The sequence below is a fragment of the Bradyrhizobium sp. ERR14 genome (genome assembly GCF_014198235.1).
Lineage (GTDB): Bacteria > Pseudomonadota > Alphaproteobacteria > Rhizobiales > Xanthobacteraceae > Bradyrhizobium.
Window position 1 is genome coordinate 170,484 of the sequence record NZ_JACIHD010000004.1, and the last position, 20,416, is coordinate 190,899.

Genomic DNA, 20,416 nt, shown 5'->3' on the forward strand with positions numbered 1-20,416 from the left:
AACATGACGATCTTCCCTTAAGGTGTCGGCGCAAATGGCGCAGCATGCAGGAACTGAACCCTTCGCTCGCGAGCGGGCTCGATCCGGTCCGACACTTACCAATGGACCGTCCCCTGCGCGTCCCCCGAACGGCGCGATGACGACGAGAGGATTTTCATGACGGTCTTCTCGCTTCATGCGCTTGGATTTCCCGAGGTCTACGCTGGCGATCGCCCGATCAAGCTGAACCTGCGCAAGGCTCTTGCGCTGCTGATCTATCTCGCGGAGGCCAGGGGCGCCGTTGCGCGCGAGGTCCTGGCCGCGCTGCTGTGGCCGGAGACGTCAGCCGAAACCGCCCGGGCGCGGTTGCGGCGGCTGCTTCATCGCATCGAGCTTGCACTTGGCCGGGAGGTTTTCGAGGCCGACCGCGCCAGCGTGCGATGGTCTGGGGCGGTCGAGATGACGATCGATACCCATCTGTTCGAGGGCGCCTGCGACCGCGGCGCCTTCGAAGAAGCCTGTGCGATCTATCGGGACGACTTTCTCGCAGGGTTCGCTCTCGACGATTGTCCTGCATTCGACGATTGGGCGTTCTTTCGCCGCGAGGCGCTGAGAGGACGGCTGATGCATGCACTCGAGCGTCTCGTGCAGGACAAGAACGCCGCCGGCGATCATTTTGCCGCGACCGCGTATGCGGCGCGCCTGGCTGAGCTCGATCCGCTCAGTGAAGTCTATGGGCGGTATCTGATCCGCAGCCTGCTGCTATCAGGCGACCGCAGCGCAGCCGAGCGTCACCATGCGGCCCTGACACAGCGGCTGCGGGACGAACTCGGGATTGCGCCGGAGGCCGAGACCGAGGCGCTCATGAGTCCCGCAACGGAGCTGCACGCTGTTCCGACCACGCGCTATGTGAAGGGTGCCGGCGTGCATCTGGCGTATCAGACCTACGGAAGTGGCCCGCTCGATATCCTGGTGATGCCCGGTTTCGTGTCACATGTGGAGCGCGCCTGGGAGAGCCCTGCAAGCCGGTCGTTCCTGGCGTCGTTGATGAAGCTTGGACGGCTGATCATTTTCGATCGTCGCGGGATCGGGTTGTCCGACCGGGTCGGATCGGCTCCCGGCATCGACGTCACCGCGGAGGATATCGGCACCGTGCTGCGGGCAGCGGATTCGCGCCGCGTCGTGCTGTTCGGCGCTTCCGAATGCGGGCCGGCCTGCATCAAATTTGCGGTCGACGAACCGCGTCGCGTCGCCGGGCTCATCCTGTTCGGCGCGCTCGCCAAGGGCCGATGGTCGGAGGATTATCCGCACGCCTTGCGCGCCAGCCAGTACGACGCCTGGAGCAGGCAGCTCGTCGCGCAATGGGGCGGCCCGGTCGGGATCGAGACCTTTGCGCCGAGTCTTGCCGGTGATCCCCGGGCCCGCGCCTGGTGGGCCGGGCTATTGCGTGCGGCCTCCAGTCCCGGCGGCATCTCGGCCGTGCTCGAGGCCTTTCGCGATGCCGACGTGCGGCATCTCCTGGCGCAGATCGCGGTGCCGACGCTGGTGCTGCACCGGCGCGGCGACCAGGCGGTGCGGATCGCGGCCGGCCGCGATATCGCGAGCCGGATCAGCGGTGCGGAGTTCGTCGAGCTCGACGGCAACGATCACTGGTTTTTTGCGGGTGATCAGCAGCCGGTGCTCGAGGCGATCGCGCGATTTATAAAGGGCTCGATCTTGTAGGGTGGACAAAGCGAAGCGTGCCCACGACGTCGTTCGAGAAGGAACGAGGCAGATCGTGGGCACGGCGCTTTGCGCCTTTGCCCACCGGATGGGGTAATCCGGGACAGTGTCCCCGCCTTCCGCTTTGCTCCGCGGGCTACGACGTGAGAGCGATCATACCGCCTCGAGCTCACGCTTCTTCTTCGCCTTGGACTGGCCGAGCAGGGGCCCGGCCGTGAGTGCCGCTGTATCGGCCACGCCCGGGTCGCGCGAGATCATCGCGGCGACGATGGCACCGTCGATGATGAGGCCGAGCTGATGCGCGAGCATTGCGGGCTCGCTCGAGCCCAGCTCGGCGGCGAGCTTCTCGATGTGGCCGAGCACGATCTTCTTGTGCTTCAGCGCGATGCTGCGGAATTGCTTGGCGTCCTTGTCGTGCTCGCCGACCGCGTTGATGAAGGGGCAGCCGTAGAAGCGCTCTTCGGCAAACCAGCTCTTCAGGGCCGGAAAGATGCGCGCCAGTTTCGCCTGCGCATCGCCGCCGCCGTCTTCCATGGCGCCGATGAACCATTCGCGCCATTGCTTGCCTTCGCTCTCCAGCACCGCGTTGACGAGGTTGGTCTTGGAGCCGAACAATTTGTAAAGCGTGGTCTTCGCGGTGCCGGCCTCCTCGATGATCGCATCGATGCCGGTGGCGTTGATTCCGTTCTTGCAAAACAGATGCGAGGCGGCGCTGAGCAGGCGCCCGCGCGCGGATTCGTCATCGCCGGCGCCTGAATGCGGCGCGTTCTTCTTCGACGACATCTTGTTCAGTGAAGGCTTGTTCAGTGAAGCTTTGGCCATGGATTGCAACTTAATCGCAGCCGCGTGATATCATCAAGCCGCATCTGCTCCGCGCTAAAAAGATTCGCATTGGCGATCTCATCTGCATCGCCTTTGAGCAGAGCGCGGCTGATCAATCCGCAGGCAGCCATCGCTAAGCGGCTCCAATGCCTCGCATTTCGTTTTCGATCTCGTCTGGCACGCTCCATGCAAGGAAACAGACCGTTCGGTATCCTGCCGTTTTCCACGGCTGCCAGGGAGAAGATGATGACTGCCGTCGTTCAAAAGACAGTGCTGACGGGGTGCCTTGCGCCCATCGACAAGAATGGCCTCGAGCAACTGATCGCGAGCGGCAAGGCCAATCCGAAGGTCGTCAAGACCTTGAAATGCAAGACGGTCGCGGAAGGCAAATTCCGCCACGCCAACTACATCCGCAATCTGCCGCCCTATATCGTCGACGAGCCGCCGGGGCTGCTGGGCGACGACACCGCGCCCAATCCGTCGGAAGCCTCGCTTGCTGCGCTCGGCTCGTGCCTCGCGGTCGGCCTGCACGCCAACGCCGTGCATCGCGGCTGGATCGTCAACAAGCTCGAGCTCGAGCTCGAAGGCGACCTCAACATCACCGCGGTCTGGGGCACCGGCGATACCTCGGACAAGCCGGTCGGCTTCACCGATGTGCGGGTCAAGGTCGACATGGAATGCGAGGGCGTCTCGCAGGACGAGATCAACGCGCTGGTCGCCCATGTGAAGAAATGGTCGCCGGTCGCCAACACCTTCACCCGGCCGGTCAATCTCGAGGTCGGCATCTAGCTGTTAGCAACCAGGACAAGGTGCGGGAGACGATCATGGGGTCACTGGCTTTATCGCGGGCCGAGGTTTTGGATCAGCCCGCACCGTCCATTGCAGGGGAGGTGGCGCGGATCGCGCGCGAAGATCTCGCGCCGCTTGCCGCCGGCATCGACGACGGCTCGGTCTATCCGGCCGAGGTGCTGCGCAAGTTCGGCGCGGTCGGCGCCTGGGGCAGTCACGTGCCGCACGAAGGTCCCGCGGATCTGCGCTGCGCGATCCAGGCGATGGCTGCTATCGGCGAGGTCTGCGGCGCCACGGCCTTCATGGCCTGGTGCCAGAACACGCTGGTCTGGTACGCGGCCAACTCGACCAATCTGAAGCTGGCAAAACGTTTCGGCGATACGTTCTCGACCGGCCGCGTGCTCGGCGGCACCGGGCTTTCCAACCCGATGAAGAGCTTTTTCGGCATTGAGAAACTGAAGCTGAAAGGCAAGAAGGTCGAGGGCGGTTATATCGTGCGCGGCGCGCTGCCCTGGGTCTCCAATCTCGGCCCCGATCATTATTTCGGCACCATCTTCGAGCGTGAAGATGATCAGGGCATCGCAGGTGGCGAACCGGGTACTGTGATGTTCCTGGCCGACTGCTCCGATCCCGCGATCACGCTGACGCCGTGCAAGCCGTTCATGGCGATGGACGGCACCGGCACCTATGGCGTGCAGTTCCGCGATGTCTTCGTGCCGGACGAGCTGATCCTGGCCGATCCCGCCGGGCCCTTCGTCAAGAAGATCCGTGCCGGCTTCATCCTGCTGCAGGCCGGCATGGCGCTAGGCGTGATCCGCGATTGCATCAACATCATGGACGAGGTCGGTGGTCCGCTCGGCCACATCAACCGCTATCTGCCGCAGCAGCCGGTGCACTTCCGCGATCTCGCCGCCGAGCTCGAGGCCGAGACCATGGCGCTGGCGCGCGATCCCTACAACGAGGACGAGACCTACTGGCGCAAGGTGATCGCGCTGCGCCTGCGCGCCGGCGAGGCCAGCGTCGCGGCGGCGCATGCGGCGATGCTGCATTGTGGCGCACGCGGCTATCTCAGGAGTCACCGCGCGCAACGACGGCTGCGCGAGGCCTACTTCGTCGCGATCGTCACGCCGGCCACCAAGCAGCTGCGCAAGATGCTCGCCGATTACTGAGCTTCACGAGTCCACCCCAGAAGACCACTTAACCTCAACGGAGAGGCTGCCAATGACGGACGTTCTGATCTCTGCCAGCGAACTTGCCGATCTCTTGAAGCTCGAACCCTGTGTCGTCATCGACACCCGCAATCCCGACGCCTATGGCGCCGGGCACCTGCCGGGCGCCGTGAACGTGCACGAGATCTTCACGTTTCTTGCGACCTCGACGCCGGAAGGCATGAGCGAGCTGAAGACCAAATTCGCCGACGCCTTCGGTGCCGCCGGCCTCTCCGGCAAGGAGACCGCGGTGATCTACGAGCAGTCGATGAATTCCGGCTTCGGCCAGTCCTGCCGCGGCTACTATCTGCTCACCATGCTCGGCTATCCCAAGGTGAAGGTGCTGCATGGCGGCTTCGACGCGTGGTCGGCCGCGGGTCTTCCGGTGACGAAGGATGTCCCGGCGCCGGCGAAGGCCTCGTTCGCGGTCGTGCCGGAAGCCGGCGATATCCTGATCGATGCGAAGACCATGCTCGCCGCGGTCGGCAAGCCCGGCATCGCCATTCTCGACGTGCGTGATGTCGACGAATGGATCGGCGACAGCTCTTCGCCCTATGGAAAGGATTTCTGCCCGCGCAAGGGCCGCATCCCCGGCGCGGTGTGGCTGGAATGGTACCGCATGATGAAGCCGACCGCGGAAGGGCCCCGCTTCAAGTCCAAGGAGGAGATCCTGGCCGAATGCGCAACCGTCGGCATCTCGCCGACGACGCCGGTCTATCTCTACTGCTTCAAAGGCGCGCGCGCCTCGAACACCTTTCTCGCGCTGAAGAATGCCGGCGTGAAGGACGTGCGGATGTATTTCGGCTCCTGGAACGAATGGTCGCGCGATCCATCGCTGCCGATCGAGCAGGGATTGCCGATTGCATCGGGGGTGACGACCAAGGCGGCGTGAGCGCGCTTCCATCCAGCCTGACTAGATCGGGCCGTGTTGCCACGAAGGAAGTGCACTCCCTCTCCCGCTTGCGGGGGAGGGTTGGGGTGGGGGTGTTCCTCAGCGGGATTCCCGGTGTGGAGAGAGCCCCCACCCGGCGCTTCGTGCCGACCTCCCACGCAAGCGGGAGAGCTGAAATGAGCCCGTGGCCAGCATCGAAGCTGATCGCTTCATGCCAAACCGTTGAGGCCAGTCCGCGAACGCGGCGCAATTCCCAGCGCCTTGATCCGCGAGGCCAGGGTGGTCGGCTTGATGTCCAGCATCTCGGCCGCGCCGCCGGGGCCGAAGACTTTTCCAGCACAGGCCTCGAGCGCGGCCAAAATGTTGGCGCGCTCGTGGTCGCGCATTTCCGACGACGTCATGACGGCGGGACGCGCGTCGAGCTTCTGGCGAGCGGCACCGCTAGGCGCTTGCGCGCCGGAGGCGTCAGGCAGATCGATGCGCAGGCGGCCGTTCTGCGACAGGATCGCGGCGCGCTCGATCACGTTCTGCAGTTCGCGGACATTGCCGGGCCAGTCGTAGCGGGTCAGCCGCCGCGCGTCGCCCTCCGACAGGCGCAAATTCGACTTCAACGCCTTGCTCTCGCGCGTCAGGAAGTGCTGGGCGAGCAGCGGAATGTCCTCGCGCCGCTCGCGCAAGGGGACGGTCTCGATCGGGAACACGTTGAGGCGGAAATAGAGGTCTTCGCGAAAGCGGCCGCGCTGCACCTCCTGCTTGAGATCGCGATTGGTCGCGGCGATGACACGAACGTCGACCGCGCGGGTGCGCGCCTCGCCGACGCGCTCGAAATGGCCTTCCTGCAGCACGCGCAGCAGCTTACCCTGGAGTTCGAGCGGAATCTCGCCGACCTCGTCGAGGAACAGCGTGCCGCCGTCGGCGAGCTCGAAGCGGCCGATGCGGTCGCGCGTCGCCCCGGTGAAGGCGCCTCGGACATGGCCGAAGAACTCGCTCTCGAACAATTCGCGCGGGATCGCGGCGCAGTTGACGCGGATCAGCGGCCGGTCGCTGCGGGTGGAGTCCTCGTGGATGGCGCGCGCGATCAGCTCCTTGCCGGTGCCGGATTCGCCGTTGATCATCACCGCCGCGGTGGTTGGCGCCACCAGCTTGACCTGCCGCAGCGTCTTCTGGATCGCCTCGCTTTGACCGATGATGCCGCGCGGATTGGTCTCGATGCGGATTTCTTCCTGGAGATAGGCATTTTCCAGCTCCAGCCGTTCGCGCAGGCGGTCGACCTCGGCAAGGGCGGCGTGCAGCTTCTCGTCGGCCTCGCGGCGCTGGCTGACGTCGCGAAACACCACGACGGCGCCGACCACGACGCCGCGATCGCGGATCGGAGTCGATGTGTATTCGACCCAGGCGGGCGAGCCGTCCTTGCGCCAGAACACCTCGCCGTCGACCTGGTGCACGGCGCCGTCGCGGAAGGCGGCATAGATCGGGCAATCGTGGTTGTGATAGTGGCGGCCGTCGTGATGGGTGTGGTGGACGATCGGGTGGATCTCCTTGCCGACCAGCTCTTCGGCGGTCCAGCCGAGCATGCGCTCGGCCGCGGGATTGACGAAGGTGGTCTTGCCTTCCGCGTTCACGCCATAGATGCCTTCGCCGGCGGCGCGCAGGATCAGTTGGTTCTCGCGTTCGATGTCCTGAAACACGCGCTCGACCCGCTGCCAGGTCGAAATGCCGCCGCGCATGTGGTCTTCGGCGGCGGCATCGACATTGCGCCGGCGGCGCGCTTCGAGATCAGTCAGCGTCAGCAGCACCAGCGTGCGGCCGTCATGCGGCAGCAGGCAGCCGGCGTATTCGAGCTGGAGATCTTGCCCCGTGGCATGGCGGGGCGTGAGCGCCGTGGTCCAATAAGCGCCCTTGTGCAGCACGGCCTGGGTGAAGACGGTAAGGGCGGCAAGCTCGCCGGCATGGAGCGTGCTGGCCCGGGTCTGCCGCAACAGCGCGCGATCGTAGCCGAGCAGGGCGCAGGCGGCGGGATTGGCATCGACGATCTGGTCGCTGAAGGGGTCGACCAGCAGTGTCGCCTCCACCGAGGATTCGAATGCCGCGATGCGCGGGTCGATGGCCGGGGCCACATCGTCGTGGATGGGCATTGGCGTCGTTGCCATTGCGAAATCTCGTAATTGAACTACGAAATCTCGTTTATCACGAGTTTTCGTAGTGGCCAAGCTTGACCGAAAGTGCTGCGCCATCAAGGCACTGGTCGCTTCGAGGGTCGTGGCATGCTCCTTGCGTAATTCCTCCCCGCAATGACGCGCAGGAGGGCCGATGTCTACGTTCGACAATCCGTTTGATCCCGATCGCAACCTTCGAGCCGGCTGTATCTGCGGCCAGCATCGCTCTGCGGCGGAGCACGAGCAGGTGATGGCTCTGCATTGCGAACCGGTCGAAAGCCAAGAGAAGCGTTACGAGGGCGTCGTCGCCTCCGCGGTGATGCGCGCGATGTTTCCGCAGGACGTGGCTCGGCGTGCATTCCTGAAGTCGGTCGGCGCATCGACTGCGCTTGCCGCACTGTCACAGTTCTTCCCGCTCAAGACGGCGACCGAGGTGTTCGCGCAGGCCGGTACGCCCGAGAAGAAGGACCTCAAGGTCGGATTCATTCCGATCACCTGCGCCACGCCCATCATCATGGCGGCGCCGATGGGCTTTTACTCCAAGCACGGACTCAATGTCGAAGTGGTCAAGACCGCCGGCTGGGCCGTGATCCGCGACAAGACCATCAACAAGGAATACGACGCCGCGCACATGCTGGCGCCGATGCCGATCGCGATCTCGCTCGGCCTTGGCGCCAACGCCATTCCCTTCGCGGTGCCCGCGATCGAGAACATCAACGGGCAGGGCATCGTGCTGGCGGCCAAGCACAAGGACAAGCGCGACCCCAAGGATTGGAAGGGCCTGAAATTCGCCATCCCGTTCGACTATTCCATGCACAATTACCTGCTGCGCTATTATCTCGCCGAGCACGGTCTCGATCCCGATGCCGACGTGCAGCTGCGCTCGGTGCCGCCGCCGGAGATGGTCGCCAATTTGCGTGCCGACAACATCGACGGCTTCCTCGCGCCCGACAACATCTGCCAGCGCGCGATCTATGACGGCGTCGGCTTCATGCATCTGTTGTCGAAGGAGATCTGGGACGGGCATCCCTGCTGCAGCTTTGCCGCAAGCCGCGAGTTCATCACGTCAGCGCCAAACAGCTTTGCGGCGCTGACCCGCGCGATCGTCGATGCGACCGCCTATGCCTCGAAGGCGGAGAACCGCAAGCAGATTGCGGAGGCCATCGCGCCGGCCAATTACATCAACGCGCCCGTCACGGTGCTCGAACAGGTCCTGACCGGCACCTATGCCGACGGTCTCGGCGGCGTGAAGACCGACGCCAAGCGCGTCGATTTCGATCCGTTCCCCTGGCAGTCCTTTGCGGTGTGGATGCTGACGCAGATGAAGCGCTGGGGCCAGATCAAGGGCGACGTCGACTACAAGGCGGTGGCCGAGCAGGTGTATCTGGCCACCGACACCAAGAAGCTGATGACGGAGATGGGGCTGTCGCCGCCGGCGAGCGCGTACAAGTCGTTTGCGGTGATGGGCAAGACTTTCGATCCGGCCAGGCCGGAGGACTATGTCGCGAGCTTCAAGATCAGGAAGTCGTCGTGATGGGCTGCGCTTTCTCCCAGCGTCGTCCCGGCGAACGCCGGGACCCATAACCCCAGGGAGACGTTTGGTGAAGACTCGTCGTTCGGTACGCCCACCGATTGCGATCGATAGATTCCGCGGTATGGGTCCCGGCGTTCGCCGGGACGACATGGGGAGAGGTCTTGCGCGATGACCTCCTCCCTCCGTCTCCGCGCCGGTCTCGTTTCCATCGCGCTGCTCGCCGCGTTCCTCGGCATCTGGCATCTCGCCACGCGCTCGACGGGCCCCGTCGCCACGATGAGCCCCGAATACGCCAAGCTGATGGGCCTGACCGCGACGCAGGGCAAATCGGCGATGCCCGGGCCGCTCGACGTCGGCGCCAAGCTCTGGGAGCATTTGAGACGGCCGTTTTACGACAACGGGCCGAACGACAAGGGGCTGGGCATTCAGCTCGCATATTCCATCGGGCGCGTCGGCACCGGCTATCTGCTCGCGGTGCTGGTCGCGATCCCGCTCGGCTTCCTGATCGGCATGTCGCCGCTGCTCAGCAAGGCGCTCGATCCCTTCATCCAGGTGCTGAAGCCGATCTCGCCGCTGGCCTGGATGCCGCTCGCGCTCTACACCATCAAGGATTCCTCGATCTCGGCGATCTTCGTCATCTTCATCTGCTCGATCTGGCCGATGCTGCTCAACACCGTGTTCGGCGTTGCCAGCGTGCGCAAGGAATGGATCAACGTCGCGCGAACGCTCGAGGTCGGCACCGTCAGGCGCGCCTTCACCGTGATCCTCCCGGCGGCGGCGCCGACGATCCTGACCGGCATGCGCATCTCGATCGGCATCGCCTGGCTCGTGATCGTCGCTGCCGAAATGCTCGTCGGCGGCACCGGCATCGGCTACTTCGTCTGGAACGAGTGGAATAATCTGTCGATCACCAACGTGATCATCGCGATCCTCCTGATTGGGATCGTCGGCATGCTGCTCGACCAGATCCTGGCGCGCTTCACGCGCATGGTCACGTTTCCGGAGTAGGGGCGATGACCGACAAATTCATCTCCATCGAAGCCATCGCGAAGCGCTATCCGGGCGCAGGCGGCGCCACGACCACCATCTTCGAGAACCTGTGGCTCTCGATGGCGCGGGGCGAGTTTGCTTGCGTGATTGGGCATTCCGGCTGCGGCAAGACCACGGTGCTCAACATCCTCGCCGGCCTCGATGCGCCGAGCGAGGGCGCCGTCATCGTCGACGGGCAGGCGATTTCGGGCACCAGCCTCGACCGTGCCGTGATCTTCCAGAGCCACGCGCTGTTGCCCTGGCGCACCGTGCTCGGCAACGTCACCTATGCCGTGAGCTCGAAATGGCGCAGCTGGGACCGCGCCAAGGTGAAGGCGCACGCGCAGAGCTTCATCGACCTCGTTGGTCTCACCGGCTCCGAGCACAAGCGGCCGTCAGAGCTGTCCGGCGGCATGAAGCAGCGCGTCGGCATCGCACGTGCGCTCTCGATCATGCCGAAGATCATGCTGATGGACGAGCCGTTCTCGGCGCTGGACGCGCTGACGCGCGGCACGCTGCAGGACGAGGTGCGGCGCATTTGCCTCGAGACCGGGCAGACCGCGTTCATGATCAGCCATGACGTCGACGAGGCGATCTACCTCGCCGACAAGATCTTCCTGATGACCAACGGGCCCGGCGCGGTGCTCGCGGAGGTCGTGGAGAATCCGCTGCCGAGGGACCGCGGCCGTACCGATCTGCACCGCCACCCGCTCTACTATGCGCTGCGCAACCACATCATCGATTTCCTGGTGACGCGCAGCAAGACGTTTACCGCCGAGACACCCGGTCACGACCCGCGTAATGTGCCGCTGGTGCATATCGGCAAGCCCGGACTGACGATCGCGACCAGTGGTGACGAGCAACGCCAGACCTTGATTCCCGGGACCAGTCCCGGACTGACTGCCTGAAACGGAGACCTGACATGAAACGCGAAGACCTCACCGAGAAGCTGCTCGACATCAAGCGCGAGAAGGGCTGGAGCTGGAAGCACATCTGCGACAAGATCGGGGGGTATTCCGAGGTCCTCATCGTCGGCGCCATTCTCGGCCAGATGAAATTGACGAAGCCGCAGGCCGCCAATGCCGGCGAGCTGTTCGGTCTGTCGAAGGCGGAGACGGCGATGCTCAACGAGGTGCCGATGCGCGGCGCCGGCACGCCGATGCCGCCGACCGATCCCTTGATCTATCGCTTCTACGAGATGGTGATGGTGAACGGCCCGGCCTGGAAAGCGCTGATCGAAGAAGAATTCGGCGACGGCATCATGTCGGCGATCGACTTCGACATGGGAATCGAACGCGTCGCCAACCCGAAGGGCGACCGCGTCAAGATCACCATGAGCGGCAAATTCCTGCCGTACAAATATTACGGCGCCAGCGGCAACGTGCCGGAATACGGCTTCAAAGAGGAGTGACCGCGGCGAAGGCGGCGCGCAGGTCCTTGATCGGTGCCATCTCGCGAACATAGGTGAAGGAGCCATTCTCCTTCATCTCGCGCGCGCTCTTCAGGAAGGCGGCCAGCGCGTATCGCGACATGGCGCCACCGACGCTGATGCGCTTGACGCCGGCCGCGGACAATTGCGCGAGCGTCAGCGTCGGATCGGCAAAACCCATCACGAGGTTGAAGGGTTTTCCGACCGAGGTCACGACCGTCCTGATCGTGGCAAGGTCGTGGACCCCGGGGGCGTAGAGGACATCCGCGCCCGCCGCTTCGTACGCCTGAAGCCGCCGGATCGTGTCGTCGAGATCGTTGCGCCCGTGGAGAAGGTTTTCCGCCCGCGCCGTCAGCGTAAAGGGAAACGACAGCGAGCGCGCCGTCTCGACGGCCGCCTGCACGCGCTCGACCGCCAGTGAGAAGTCGTAGATCGGCCGATCGCGATCGCCCGTCGAATCCTCGATCGAACCGCCGACCGCACCGGCCTCGGCGGCGCGCCGGATCGCCTCGGCCGCGCGTCTCGGATCGTGCGCGCCGCAGTTTTCCAGATCGACGCTGACCGGAAGATCGGTGGCCTGCGCGATCGCGCGGCAATTCTCGAGGATCTCGTCCAGGCTGACGGTCGAGCTTCCCTGCATGTTGGCAAGGCCGAGGCTCGTGGTTGCGAGCGCCTCGAAGCCGGCCGCGGCGAGCAGTTTTGCGGTGCCGACGTCCCAGGGGTTGGGAATGATGAACGCACCGGGCCGCTCGTGCAGGGCGCGAAATGCTTTCGCTTTGTCCAATTGGCTCGTCATGGCTCGTCTCCGCTTGACCTTGTCTGCCGGCAAGCCCTTAGGGGCATTCTCGCCATCCGCCAAATTTGTTATTCCTCTTATAATCATCAGTTTTTTGCATGAGGTGTCCGCCATGGACAGCGATGCCCTCAATACCTTCCTGACCGTTCATCGCAGAGGCGGGGTCTCGAATGCCGCGAAATTCCTGCATCGCTCGCAGCCGGCGATTTCGCGCCGTATTGCGCTGCTGGAGCAGGAGCTCGGCGTGCCCCTGTTCGAGAGGATCGCGGGCCGTACGCGGCTCAGCGACGCCGGGCGCGTGCTGATCCCCTATGCCGAGCGCGCCGTCGCGGCGGCGCAGGACGCCGAGCAGGCGATACGCGCGCTGACCAAGCAGCCTTCGGGTCCGGTTTCGCTGGCCGTGACCGGCACGCTCGCCGACGGCCGCCTGTCGGGCATCATGAAACGGTTTGCCGCGGATAATCCCGCGGTCGCGCTTGCCCTGCGGACCGCGACCAGCGCGGAGGTCTCTGATCTCATCCGGCGCGGCGAGGCCACGATCGGCTTGCGTTACAATACCGACCTGGCCGGCGATCTCGCCTGTGAGCTGGTGCTGAGCGAGGCGTTGCAGGTGGTCTGTGCGTCCGACCATCCGCTCGCCAACAAGCGCGTCAAGCGGCTTGCCGAGCTTCGCGGCGAGCGCTGGATCGCGTTCCCGGAAACGCGCGGCCGCCGTGAGATCGCAGCGGCTCACGTGTTCGCGCTGTTCCTGACGCAAGGCCTCGGGGACGTGGAGTGGACGGCGGTGGACAGCCTCACGGCGCAGAAGCGGCTCGTGGAGGCGGGCTTCGGCCTTGCGCTATTGGCGCGGAGCCATGTGGCGGAGGAGCTGCATGCGGGAGCGATCTCGACGATCACCGTCGGCGATCTCACCGCGGACCAGCACATTGTCCTGGTGACTCGTCTCGGCGGCTTCCTGAGTGCTGCCGCTCAGCGTCTGCTGGAGACCATCCGCCGCGACTACGCCACGTTCGACGGCCCGGCCAGGCGGGGCGCCCAAAAAAGACCGCCGGCGCGCAAGGTCATTGCGCGCCGGCGTCGGGCCTGAACGTATTATTTCCCCGCCTTCACCTCGGCGGCCGCTACCGCGAGCAGCTCGCTCATCTTGGCGCGAATCGCCTGCTCGGTGACGGCGACGTTCTTGGCGGCGAAATCGGTTGTCAGCTTGCGCAGGACGTCGGCATCGCCGGCCTCCTCGAAGTCGGCCGCGACCACTTCCTTGGCATAGGCTGTGGCGGCATCGCCGGACATGCCGAGCTTTTCGGCCGCCCACAGCCCGAGCAACCGGTTGCGGCGGGCCTCCGCCTTGAATTTCTGCTCCTCGTCGAGGGCGTATTTCTTCTCGAAACCTTCCTGGCGCTTGTCGAACTCGCTCATACCTGTTCCAAATCCCCTGCTGAATGGAGCGGGAGCCTTCCGTTGCGGCGACCCGACTGCATGCCTACATAGATAGCACGAATCGGCAAAACAACGGGCCGTTAAGCCGCAGGCAAGACGGTATAAGTTGGCGCCGGACGGCCGGATCGATTGTGCTCGGTCAGCCAATCGGATAGGTTGCCTGAAGGCATGGTTCCCGTTCTGTTTCCAAGGGTTATGGACGGGTTCCGAGCTGTTCACGGCAGCTCCGCTGTGGGTCGTAATCCTAGTAACCGGAGCACACCAAATACATGGATTTCAACAAAACACGGTACATCCCCATGAGCCGTCGGCGTCGCATTTATGAAGGCAAGGCAAAGGTTCTGTATGAAGGCCCGGAGCCCGGTACCCTGATCCAGCACTTCAAGGACGACGCGACCGCGTTCAATGCGAAAAAGCATCAGGTGATCGAGGGCAAGGGCGTCCTCAACAACCGGATCTCGGAGTACCTGTTTCAGCACCTCAACGACATCGGGGTGCCGACCCACTTCATCCGCCGTCTCAACATGCGCGAGCAGCTGATTCGCGAGGTCGAGATCGTGCCGCTCGAGGTAGTGGTGCGGAACGTCGCTGCCGGCTCGCTGTCACAGCGCCTCGGCATCGAGGAGGGCACCCAGCTGCCCCGTTCGATCATCGAATTTTACTACAAGAACGACCAGCTCAACGACCCCATGGTGTCCGAAGAGCACATCACGGCCTTCGGCTGGGCGACGCCGCAGGAGATCGACGACATCATGGCGCTTGCCATCCGTGTCAACGACTTCCTCACCGGCCTCTTCCTCGGCATCGGCATCCGCCTCGTCGACTTCAAGATGGAATGCGGACGCCTGTTCGAGAACGAGATGATGCGCATCATCGTCGCCGACGAGATCTCGCCGGACAGCTGCCGTCTGTGGGACATCAAGTCGAACGAGAAGCTCGACAAGGATCGTTTCCGCAGGGATCTCGGCGGCTTGCTCGAGGCCTATACTGAAGTTGCAAAACGCCTCGGCATCCTCATGGAGAACGAGCGTCCGCAGGGCTCCGGCCCGGTGCTGGTGAAGAGCTGAGGGGATTTTTGACGTGAAGGCACGTGTCACCGTTACCTTGAAGACGGGCATCCTCGATCCGCAAGGCAAGGCCATCGAAGGCGCGCTGAAGTCGCTCGGCGTCGACGGCGTCGCCAGCGTCCGCCAGGGCAAGGTGTTCGACATCGAGCTCGCCGGCGCCGACAAGACCAAGGCGGAAGCCGCGCTGAAGGAAGCCGCCGACAAGCTGCTGGCGAATACCGTGATCGAGAATTATCGGGTGGAGCTGCTTAGCTAGGCCCGCCTTTGTAGCCCGGATGGAGCGAAGCGAAATCCGGGGCTATCCGCTATGGCACTTTCCCGGATTGCGCTTCGCTCCATCCGGGCTACGGGGTGGTTCGCTCACAACCACCCGGCTCTGCGAAACCGCCAATACAGCGAGCCGCATGCCGTCAGCATCACGCCGAGCAGCATGAAATAACCGTACTCCCATTCCAGCTCCGGCATGTGCTTGAAGTTCATGCCGTAGATGCCGGCCAGCGCGGTCGGGATCGCGATGATCGCAAGCCACGAGGCGAGCTTCTTCGACACCGCCGTCTCCTGCGCCTGGCCGACCAGCAGGCTGGCCTCGAAGGCGAAGGCCAGCACCTCACGCATGGAATCGATGCGCTCCTGGATGTTGCGGACGTGGTCGGTGACGTCGCGGAACAGCGGCTGCATGGCCTGCCGCACCATCGACAGCTCGTCATGCTCCAGCCGGCGGCAGACCTCCACCAGTGGCCCGATCGCGTTGCGCAGCCGCAACAGGTCGCGGCGCAGCATATAGAGCCGCTCGATCTGGGCTTTGCTGATCGGCTTGGACAGCACGTCGTCCTCGATGCCCTCGACCTCGTCGTGAATGCTCTCGAGCACGGGCGAGTAATTGTCGACGATGAAATCGAGGATCGCATAGAGGATGTAATCCTCGCCGCGCGCGAGTGCCCGCGGGCAGCTTTCGCAGCGTTCGCGCACCGGCGTGTAGGACGTCGAGGCGCCGTGGCGCACCGAGACCAGATAACCTTCGCCGACGAAGATGTGGGTCTCGCCGAAGGCGATGCGGCCCTCGACCAGCTGCGCCGTCCGCGCCACGATGAACAGGGCCTCGCCATATTGCTCGATCTTGGGTCGCTGATGGGCGTGATTGGCGTCCTCGATCGCCAGTTCGTGCAGGTCGAATTGCTTCTGCACCGCGCCGAGCAGCGCCATGTCGGGCTCGTGCAGGCCGATCCAGACCACGTGGCCGGGCTTGGCCCGCCAACTCGAGGCCTCGCTGATGGCGATATTGGCGATACGGCGTCCATCGACATAGGCGCCGGCGGCGACGACGCCCTCGGTGGACACGGGCTCGGAGTGGGATGTGGGCAGCGACGGGACGTTCATGGCTTCAATCCCGGGCAAGATCGCGGGCAAAAGTGCCTCGGCTATGGCCTGTGCACAAGGCCGTCCGGCAAGGCTAGCACTGGTAAAATCCCCGTCAAATGGCTATGTCTCTTCACGAATTGGCCCTTTGGCCAGCCCGATTCCCATCACCGTCGGAACCCGAACATGAAAGCCGCCATCCTCGTCTTTCCCGGAATCAACCGCGAACGCGACATGGCGCGTGCACTGAGGATGATCTCGGGCAGCGAGCCGGCGATGGTCTGGCACGCCGAGACGGCGTTGCCTGCGGGCACGGATCTCGTGGTGGTGCCGGGTGGCTTCTCCTACGGCGACTATTTGCGCTGCGGCGCCATTGCCGCGCGCGCGCCGGTGATGGACGCGGTGCGCGACTATGCGGCCAAGGGCGGCCTCGTGCTCGGCGTCTGCAACGGGTTTCAGATCCTGTGCGAGTCCGGCCTGTTGCCGGGCGTCTTGATGCGCAACGAGCGGCTGAAATTCATCTGTCACGACGTGCATCTGCGCGTCGAGCGGTCCGACACGCCGTTCACCCGCGGCTATAATGCCGGACAGGTGATCCGCGTGCCGGTCGCCCATGGCGAAGGCAATTACGAGGCGGACGAAGAGACCATCAAGCGGCTCGAAGGCGAGGGGCGGGTGCTCTATCGCTACTGCTCCGCCGCCGGCGTGGTCGACGATGACAGCAACATCAACGGCGCGGCGCATTCGATCGCCGGCATCGTCAGCGACAAGGGCAACGTGCTCGGCATGATGCCGCATCCGGAAAACCATGTCGAAGACATCATGGGCTGCACCGACGGCCGCGGCCTGTTCGCCGGCCTGACTGCGCATCTGGAAAAGGCCGCGTGATTTCGTTCGGGCTGAAGCGGTCACTCGCCGCGATCGCGGCGCTGTCGCTCGCGTCATTTTCGTTCGCAACTGGCGCGTTCGGGCAGGATTATCCCAAGCGTCCTGTTACCATGATCGTGCCGTTCGCGGCCGGCGGCACCTCGGACGTGATCGCACGCGCCGTGGCCGAGCAGATGGGCATCGCGCTCGGCCAGACCATCGTGATCGAGAACGTTGCGGGGGCCGGCGGCTCGACCGCGCTGGCGCGCGCCTCCCGCGCCGAGCCCGACGGCTACACCATCGCGATCGGCAATGCCGGCACCAACGCCGCGACCTACACGATCTATCCAAAACTGCCGTTCACGCCTGACTCTTTCGTGCCGATCGCCATGGTCGCGAAGACGTTCGGCATCATCGCGCTGCGCAAGGACTTTCCGGCGAAGGACCTCAAGGAGTTCATCGCCTACGCCAAGGCCAATCCCGGCAAGATCAATCTCGGCCATGCCGGCGTCGGCTCCTCGAACTATCTGATCTGCAAGAGCTTCGTCACCGCCGCGGGCATCGACGCGACGCTGGTCGGCTATCGCGGCGCCGCGCCCGCGCTCACCGACGCCGTCGGCAGCCAGATCGATGGCGTCTGCGATGCCGCCGCCTCGGTCTCGCAATCGATCAACGAGAAGCTGGTGAAGGGGCTCGTGGTCGGCTCGACCGTGCGGCTCGCCACGCTGCCCGACCTGCCGACGTCGGTGGAGGCGGGCCTGCCCGAATTCGAGGCGCAGGGCTGGAACGGCCTGTTCGCGCCGAAGGGCACGCCAGCGGCCGTGATTGCCAAGCTGAACGCCGCAGCGCGCACGGCCGTGGAGACCGACGCGGTGAAGAAGCGCTTTGCCGACCTTTCGACCGTTGCGCCCGATGCAGGCGAACATACGCCGGAGCTGCTGCAGCAGCTCGTGACGCGAGACGTCGAAAAATACCGGAAGATGCTGGCGGACGACGCCAAGTAGCAGGCGGCTTCTGCCGGCTCCCCCGTTGGCGGGAGACGGCTTTGCACGACTCAAGGAATCCGCGCGACGACCTTGATCTCGAAGTCGAACCCGGCAAGCCAATTCACGCCAACAGCCGTCCAATTCGGATAGGGCGCGTCGCCGATCTCAGTGCTGCGGACAGCCATCACGGTATCGATCTGTTGGGCAGGATCGGTGTGAAACGTGGTGACATCCACTACATCGTCCAGCGTGCATCCGGCAGCTGCGAGCACCGCGCGCAAATTGGCAAACGCACGCCGGACCTGGTCCTCGAACACGGGCTCGGGTGAGCCGTCCTCGCGGCTGCCGACCTGTCCCGATACGAACAGCAAGTCGCCGGACCGGATCGCGGCAGAATACCGATGGGCTTCATAAAGTGCGTGACGGTGAGCGGGGAAGATGGCCTCGCGCTGGAGCATGTGGCTGTACCTTTCAAAGGGATCGCGAATTGCCTCGCGGCGCCGGTCGTGACATTGTTCATATACGGTTCGTATGTGAGTGTATCACTCACATACGGGGCGTATGTCAACAGGAAATGGGTCGCACATGATCGAGGGAAAACGTGCCGCAGCCATGGCGGAAAATCGGGCCAAGCTCATCCGCGCTGCGCGCAAAGCCTTCGCCACGCAGGGTTATGCAGAAGCGTCGATGGATGAGCTGACAGCCTCGGTTGGGCTGACGCGGGGCGCGCTCTATCACAATTTCGAAGACAAGAAGGGACTGCTCTGGGCCGTCGTCGCGCAGATCGATGGCGAAATGGCGGAACGGCTGCGCGCGATCCGGGAGCAGGCGCCAACCTTGTGGCAGGGCCTGCTCGCAGAGGGCAGTGCCTATATCGAAATGGCGCTCGATCCCGAAATTCAGCGCGTCATGCTTCTGGATGGACCTGCCGTACTCGGTGATCCATCCAAATGGCCCGGCGAGAACGCCTGCCTGGATATCACCATGCGAACGATCCGGTCACTGATCGACGAGAAGGTGGTGAAGCCTTTGGATGTTGAAGCAGCCGGGCGACTGCTGAACGGCGCCGCGCTCGGTGCCGCATTATGGGTCGCCGCAGCCGAGGATCCGGAAGTCGTGCTGGACAAGGCCGTGGACGCGTTTCGAGCGCTGGCAAGCGGATTGTTGCTCAAGCCGGCTTGACTGCGCATGATGCAAATGTTCGTGCCCCGCCCTGCGCAGCTCGCGGCGCCAGACATTAGCCGCGCTGCCGCTGATTCATGAACCCCCATCGCGTTCAAGACGACTGACTCCTCGTCGCCATCAAGGCGCATGCGTTCGATATCGTGGATTTTCGCGAGAAGCAGCAACTCAAAGTTGTTTCATCGTATGAGTTGCGATATCAGGAGGCTTGCGCTGTCGTTGTGCTTCCGGATGTCACATGCCCGTTGCTCTCGTCGTTCTGCTGCTCGATATCACCCTGATCTACCACGCCTCGCGAACCGGACGGTTGCGGCCCTGGGCCTTCATCATCCTGATGGTGCCGCTGATGGGCGCGATCGCCTATATCGCGGTCGAGCTCATTCCCGAATGGTTTTCCAGCCCCGGCGCGCGGCAGGCGCGCCAGCGTGTTGCCAACCGGCTCGATCCCGAGAAGCGCTATCGTGAGCTGTCCGACCACCTGGCCGGCGCCGACACCATCGCCAATCGTGCAGCGCTGGCCGAAGAATGCGCAAATATCGGCCGGTTCGGCGAGGCCGAGCAGCATTATGATCACATTCTGAAGCTGCCGATGGGCCACGATCCCGCCTACGCGCTTCGCAAGGCGCAAGCGGAATTTTCGGCCAAGCGCCCGGCAGACGCGCTTGCGACACTGGACGATCTGCAGAAGCAATGGCCGGATTTCGATTCCGCCGACGCGCATCTGCTCTATGCCCGCGCGCTCGCGGAGGTCGGCCGGCTCGACGAGGCGCTCGAGGAATATCACGCGCTCGCCGGCTACTTTCCGGGCGCTGAAGCGCGGGTGCGCTACGGCATGCTGCTGCAAACGGTCGGCCGCAGCGCCGAGGCACGCATGGTCTTCAACGAGCTCCTGATCCAGATGCGGCGCGCGCCGAAATATCTGCGCAAGGCGCAGGCCGAATGGCTGTCGATCGCGGAGAAGCAGATTTCGGCTTGAGCGGTGGCGGTGGGACTCGGCTCCCTCTCCCGCTTGCGGGAGAGGGGTGGGGAGAGGGTATCTCCGCGGTGGGACTCCCCAAGAGGATAGAGCCCTCACCCGTATCGCATCTTCGATGCGATACGACCTCTCCCGCAAGCGGGAGAGGTGATCCCGTGCTGGCCCAGCATCGATTCAAGCCAAGCTCAT

21 protein-coding genes are annotated in these 20,416 nt (G+C 64.2%); 15 read left to right on the forward strand and 6 right to left on the reverse strand.

Translation table 11 applies throughout. The annotated features are described in order from the left end of the window. Positions 1 to 156: 156 nt before the first annotated feature. On the forward strand, positions 157 to 1,701 hold the full coding sequence (locus tag GGD62_RS14020; protein WP_183708840.1) for an alpha/beta fold hydrolase: 1,545 nt from the start codon (positions 157 to 159) through the stop codon (positions 1,699 to 1,701). Positions 1,702 to 1,854: 153 nt separating this feature from the next. Here the strand turns inward: GGD62_RS14020 and GGD62_RS14025 are convergent, their stop codons facing one another. Next, positions 1,855 to 2,523 carry a TetR/AcrR family transcriptional regulator gene (locus GGD62_RS14025; RefSeq protein ID WP_183708841.1) on the reverse strand — a complete coding sequence of 223 codons (669 nt, stop codon included), beginning with the start codon at positions 2,521 to 2,523 and terminating at the stop codon, positions 1,855 to 1,857. Positions 2,524 to 2,769: 246 nt separating this feature from the next. On the opposite strand from GGD62_RS14025, the gene GGD62_RS14030 reads away from it, so the two are divergent. From GGD62_RS14030 to GGD62_RS14040, 3 genes are read left to right on the forward strand one after another with little or no spacing between them, the layout of a single operon-like run. Beyond that, positions 2,770 to 3,312, forward strand: a complete 543-nt coding sequence (locus GGD62_RS14030; RefSeq protein WP_152102721.1) for an OsmC family protein — start codon at positions 2,770 to 2,772, stop codon at positions 3,310 to 3,312. A 35-nt stretch (positions 3,313 to 3,347) separates the two neighbouring features. After that, entirely contained in the window at positions 3,348 to 4,481 is a 1,134-nt protein-coding gene (locus tag GGD62_RS14035) for an acyl-CoA dehydrogenase family protein (RefSeq protein ID WP_183708842.1), read from the forward strand. 52 nt (positions 4,482 to 4,533) lie between these two features. Beyond that, on the forward strand, positions 4,534 to 5,412 hold the full coding sequence (locus tag GGD62_RS14040) for a sulfurtransferase (RefSeq protein ID WP_183708843.1): 879 nt from the start codon (positions 4,534 to 4,536) through the stop codon (positions 5,410 to 5,412). A 209-nt stretch (positions 5,413 to 5,621) separates the two neighbouring features. Here GGD62_RS14040 and GGD62_RS14045 read toward each other — a convergent pair whose 3' ends face one another. After that, positions 5,622 to 7,562 carry a sigma 54-interacting transcriptional regulator gene (locus GGD62_RS14045; protein WP_183708844.1) on the reverse strand — a complete coding sequence of 647 codons (1,941 nt, stop codon included), beginning with the start codon at positions 7,560 to 7,562 and terminating at the stop codon, positions 5,622 to 5,624. Between the two features lie 160 nt (positions 7,563 to 7,722). Here GGD62_RS14045 and GGD62_RS14050 point away from each other — a divergent pair, with 160 nt between their 5' ends. From GGD62_RS14050 to cynS, 4 genes are all read left to right on the forward strand, one after another. Continuing rightward, positions 7,723 to 9,102: a CmpA/NrtA family ABC transporter substrate-binding protein gene (locus tag GGD62_RS14050; protein ID WP_183708845.1), complete on the forward strand. Its 1,380-nt coding sequence runs from the start codon at positions 7,723 to 7,725 to the stop codon at positions 9,100 to 9,102. A gap of 168 nt (positions 9,103 to 9,270) precedes the next feature. Beyond that, positions 9,271 to 10,110, forward strand: coding sequence for a nitrate ABC transporter permease (ntrB, locus tag GGD62_RS14055; RefSeq protein ID WP_183230049.1), 840 nt, complete (start codon positions 9,271 to 9,273; stop codon positions 10,108 to 10,110). Between the two features lie 5 nt (positions 10,111 to 10,115). Continuing rightward, positions 10,116 to 11,039, forward strand: a complete 924-nt coding sequence (locus tag GGD62_RS14060; RefSeq protein ID WP_183708846.1) for an ABC transporter ATP-binding protein — start codon at positions 10,116 to 10,118, stop codon at positions 11,037 to 11,039. Between the two features lie 14 nt (positions 11,040 to 11,053). After that, positions 11,054 to 11,542, forward strand: coding sequence for a cyanase (gene cynS, locus GGD62_RS14065; protein ID WP_018316603.1), 489 nt, complete (start codon positions 11,054 to 11,056; stop codon positions 11,540 to 11,542). Here the strand turns inward: cynS and GGD62_RS14070 are convergent. Continuing rightward, positions 11,529 to 12,356, reverse strand: a complete 828-nt coding sequence (locus GGD62_RS14070; RefSeq protein WP_183708847.1) for an oxaloacetate decarboxylase — start codon at positions 12,354 to 12,356, stop codon at positions 11,529 to 11,531. The genes cynS and GGD62_RS14070 overlap by 14 nt on opposite strands. Before the next feature lie 112 nt (positions 12,357 to 12,468). Here GGD62_RS14070 and GGD62_RS14075 point away from each other — a divergent pair, with 112 nt between their 5' ends. After that, positions 12,469 to 13,443, forward strand: coding sequence for a LysR family transcriptional regulator (locus GGD62_RS14075; RefSeq protein ID WP_049814786.1), 975 nt, complete (start codon positions 12,469 to 12,471; stop codon positions 13,441 to 13,443). Between the two features lie 5 nt (positions 13,444 to 13,448). On the opposite strand, the gene GGD62_RS14080 is transcribed toward GGD62_RS14075, so the two are convergent. Beyond that, positions 13,449 to 13,772: a DUF1476 domain-containing protein gene (locus GGD62_RS14080; RefSeq protein WP_018316600.1), complete on the reverse strand. Its 324-nt coding sequence runs from the start codon at positions 13,770 to 13,772 to the stop codon at positions 13,449 to 13,451. 320 nt (positions 13,773 to 14,092) lie between these two features. Here GGD62_RS14080 and purC point away from each other — a divergent pair, with 320 nt between their 5' ends. Together purC and purS are read left to right on the forward strand one after the other, a co-directional pair. After that, a complete protein-coding gene (purC, locus tag GGD62_RS14085) occupies positions 14,093 to 14,860 on the forward strand; it encodes a phosphoribosylaminoimidazolesuccinocarboxamide synthase (protein WP_173015815.1) in 768 nt (255 codons plus the stop codon). Positions 14,861 to 14,873: 13 nt separating this feature from the next. Beyond that, positions 14,874 to 15,116: a phosphoribosylformylglycinamidine synthase subunit PurS gene (gene purS / locus GGD62_RS14090; protein ID WP_179734149.1), complete on the forward strand. Its 243-nt coding sequence runs from the start codon at positions 14,874 to 14,876 to the stop codon at positions 15,114 to 15,116. A 104-nt stretch (positions 15,117 to 15,220) separates the two neighbouring features. Here the strand turns inward: purS and GGD62_RS14095 are convergent, their stop codons facing one another. Next, on the reverse strand, positions 15,221 to 16,237 hold the full coding sequence (locus GGD62_RS14095; protein WP_018316597.1) for a magnesium and cobalt transport protein CorA: 1,017 nt from the start codon (positions 16,235 to 16,237) through the stop codon (positions 15,221 to 15,223). A 165-nt stretch (positions 16,238 to 16,402) separates the two neighbouring features. On the opposite strand from GGD62_RS14095, the gene purQ reads away from it, so the two are divergent. Both purQ and GGD62_RS14105 read left to right on the forward strand, forming a co-directional pair. Next, the gene (gene purQ, locus GGD62_RS14100) at positions 16,403 to 17,104 is read left to right on the forward strand and encodes a phosphoribosylformylglycinamidine synthase subunit PurQ (RefSeq protein WP_183234773.1); all 702 of its coding nucleotides are present in this window, start codon (positions 16,403 to 16,405) and stop codon (positions 17,102 to 17,104) included. Continuing rightward, the gene (locus GGD62_RS14105; RefSeq protein ID WP_018316595.1) at positions 17,101 to 18,087 is read left to right on the forward strand and encodes a tripartite tricarboxylate transporter substrate binding protein BugD; all 987 of its coding nucleotides are present in this window, start codon (positions 17,101 to 17,103) and stop codon (positions 18,085 to 18,087) included. The genes purQ and GGD62_RS14105 overlap by 4 nt, the downstream gene beginning before the upstream one ends. 50 nt (positions 18,088 to 18,137) lie before the next feature. On the opposite strand, the gene GGD62_RS14110 is transcribed toward GGD62_RS14105, so the two are convergent. Then, positions 18,138 to 18,527 (reverse strand): RidA family protein, encoded by a 390-nt coding sequence (locus GGD62_RS14110; RefSeq protein ID WP_018316594.1) that lies wholly within the window; start codon positions 18,525 to 18,527, stop codon positions 18,138 to 18,140. A gap of 127 nt (positions 18,528 to 18,654) precedes the next feature. Between GGD62_RS14110 and GGD62_RS14115 the strand changes: the two genes are divergently transcribed. Both GGD62_RS14115 and GGD62_RS14120 read left to right on the forward strand, forming a co-directional pair. Next, the gene (locus GGD62_RS14115) at positions 18,655 to 19,251 is read left to right on the forward strand and encodes a TetR/AcrR family transcriptional regulator (RefSeq protein WP_183708848.1); all 597 of its coding nucleotides are present in this window, start codon (positions 18,655 to 18,657) and stop codon (positions 19,249 to 19,251) included. A gap of 238 nt (positions 19,252 to 19,489) precedes the next feature. Continuing rightward, entirely contained in the window at positions 19,490 to 20,227 is a 738-nt protein-coding gene (locus GGD62_RS14120; protein ID WP_183708849.1) for a tetratricopeptide repeat protein, read from the forward strand. Positions 20,228 to 20,416 lie beyond the last annotated feature (189 nt).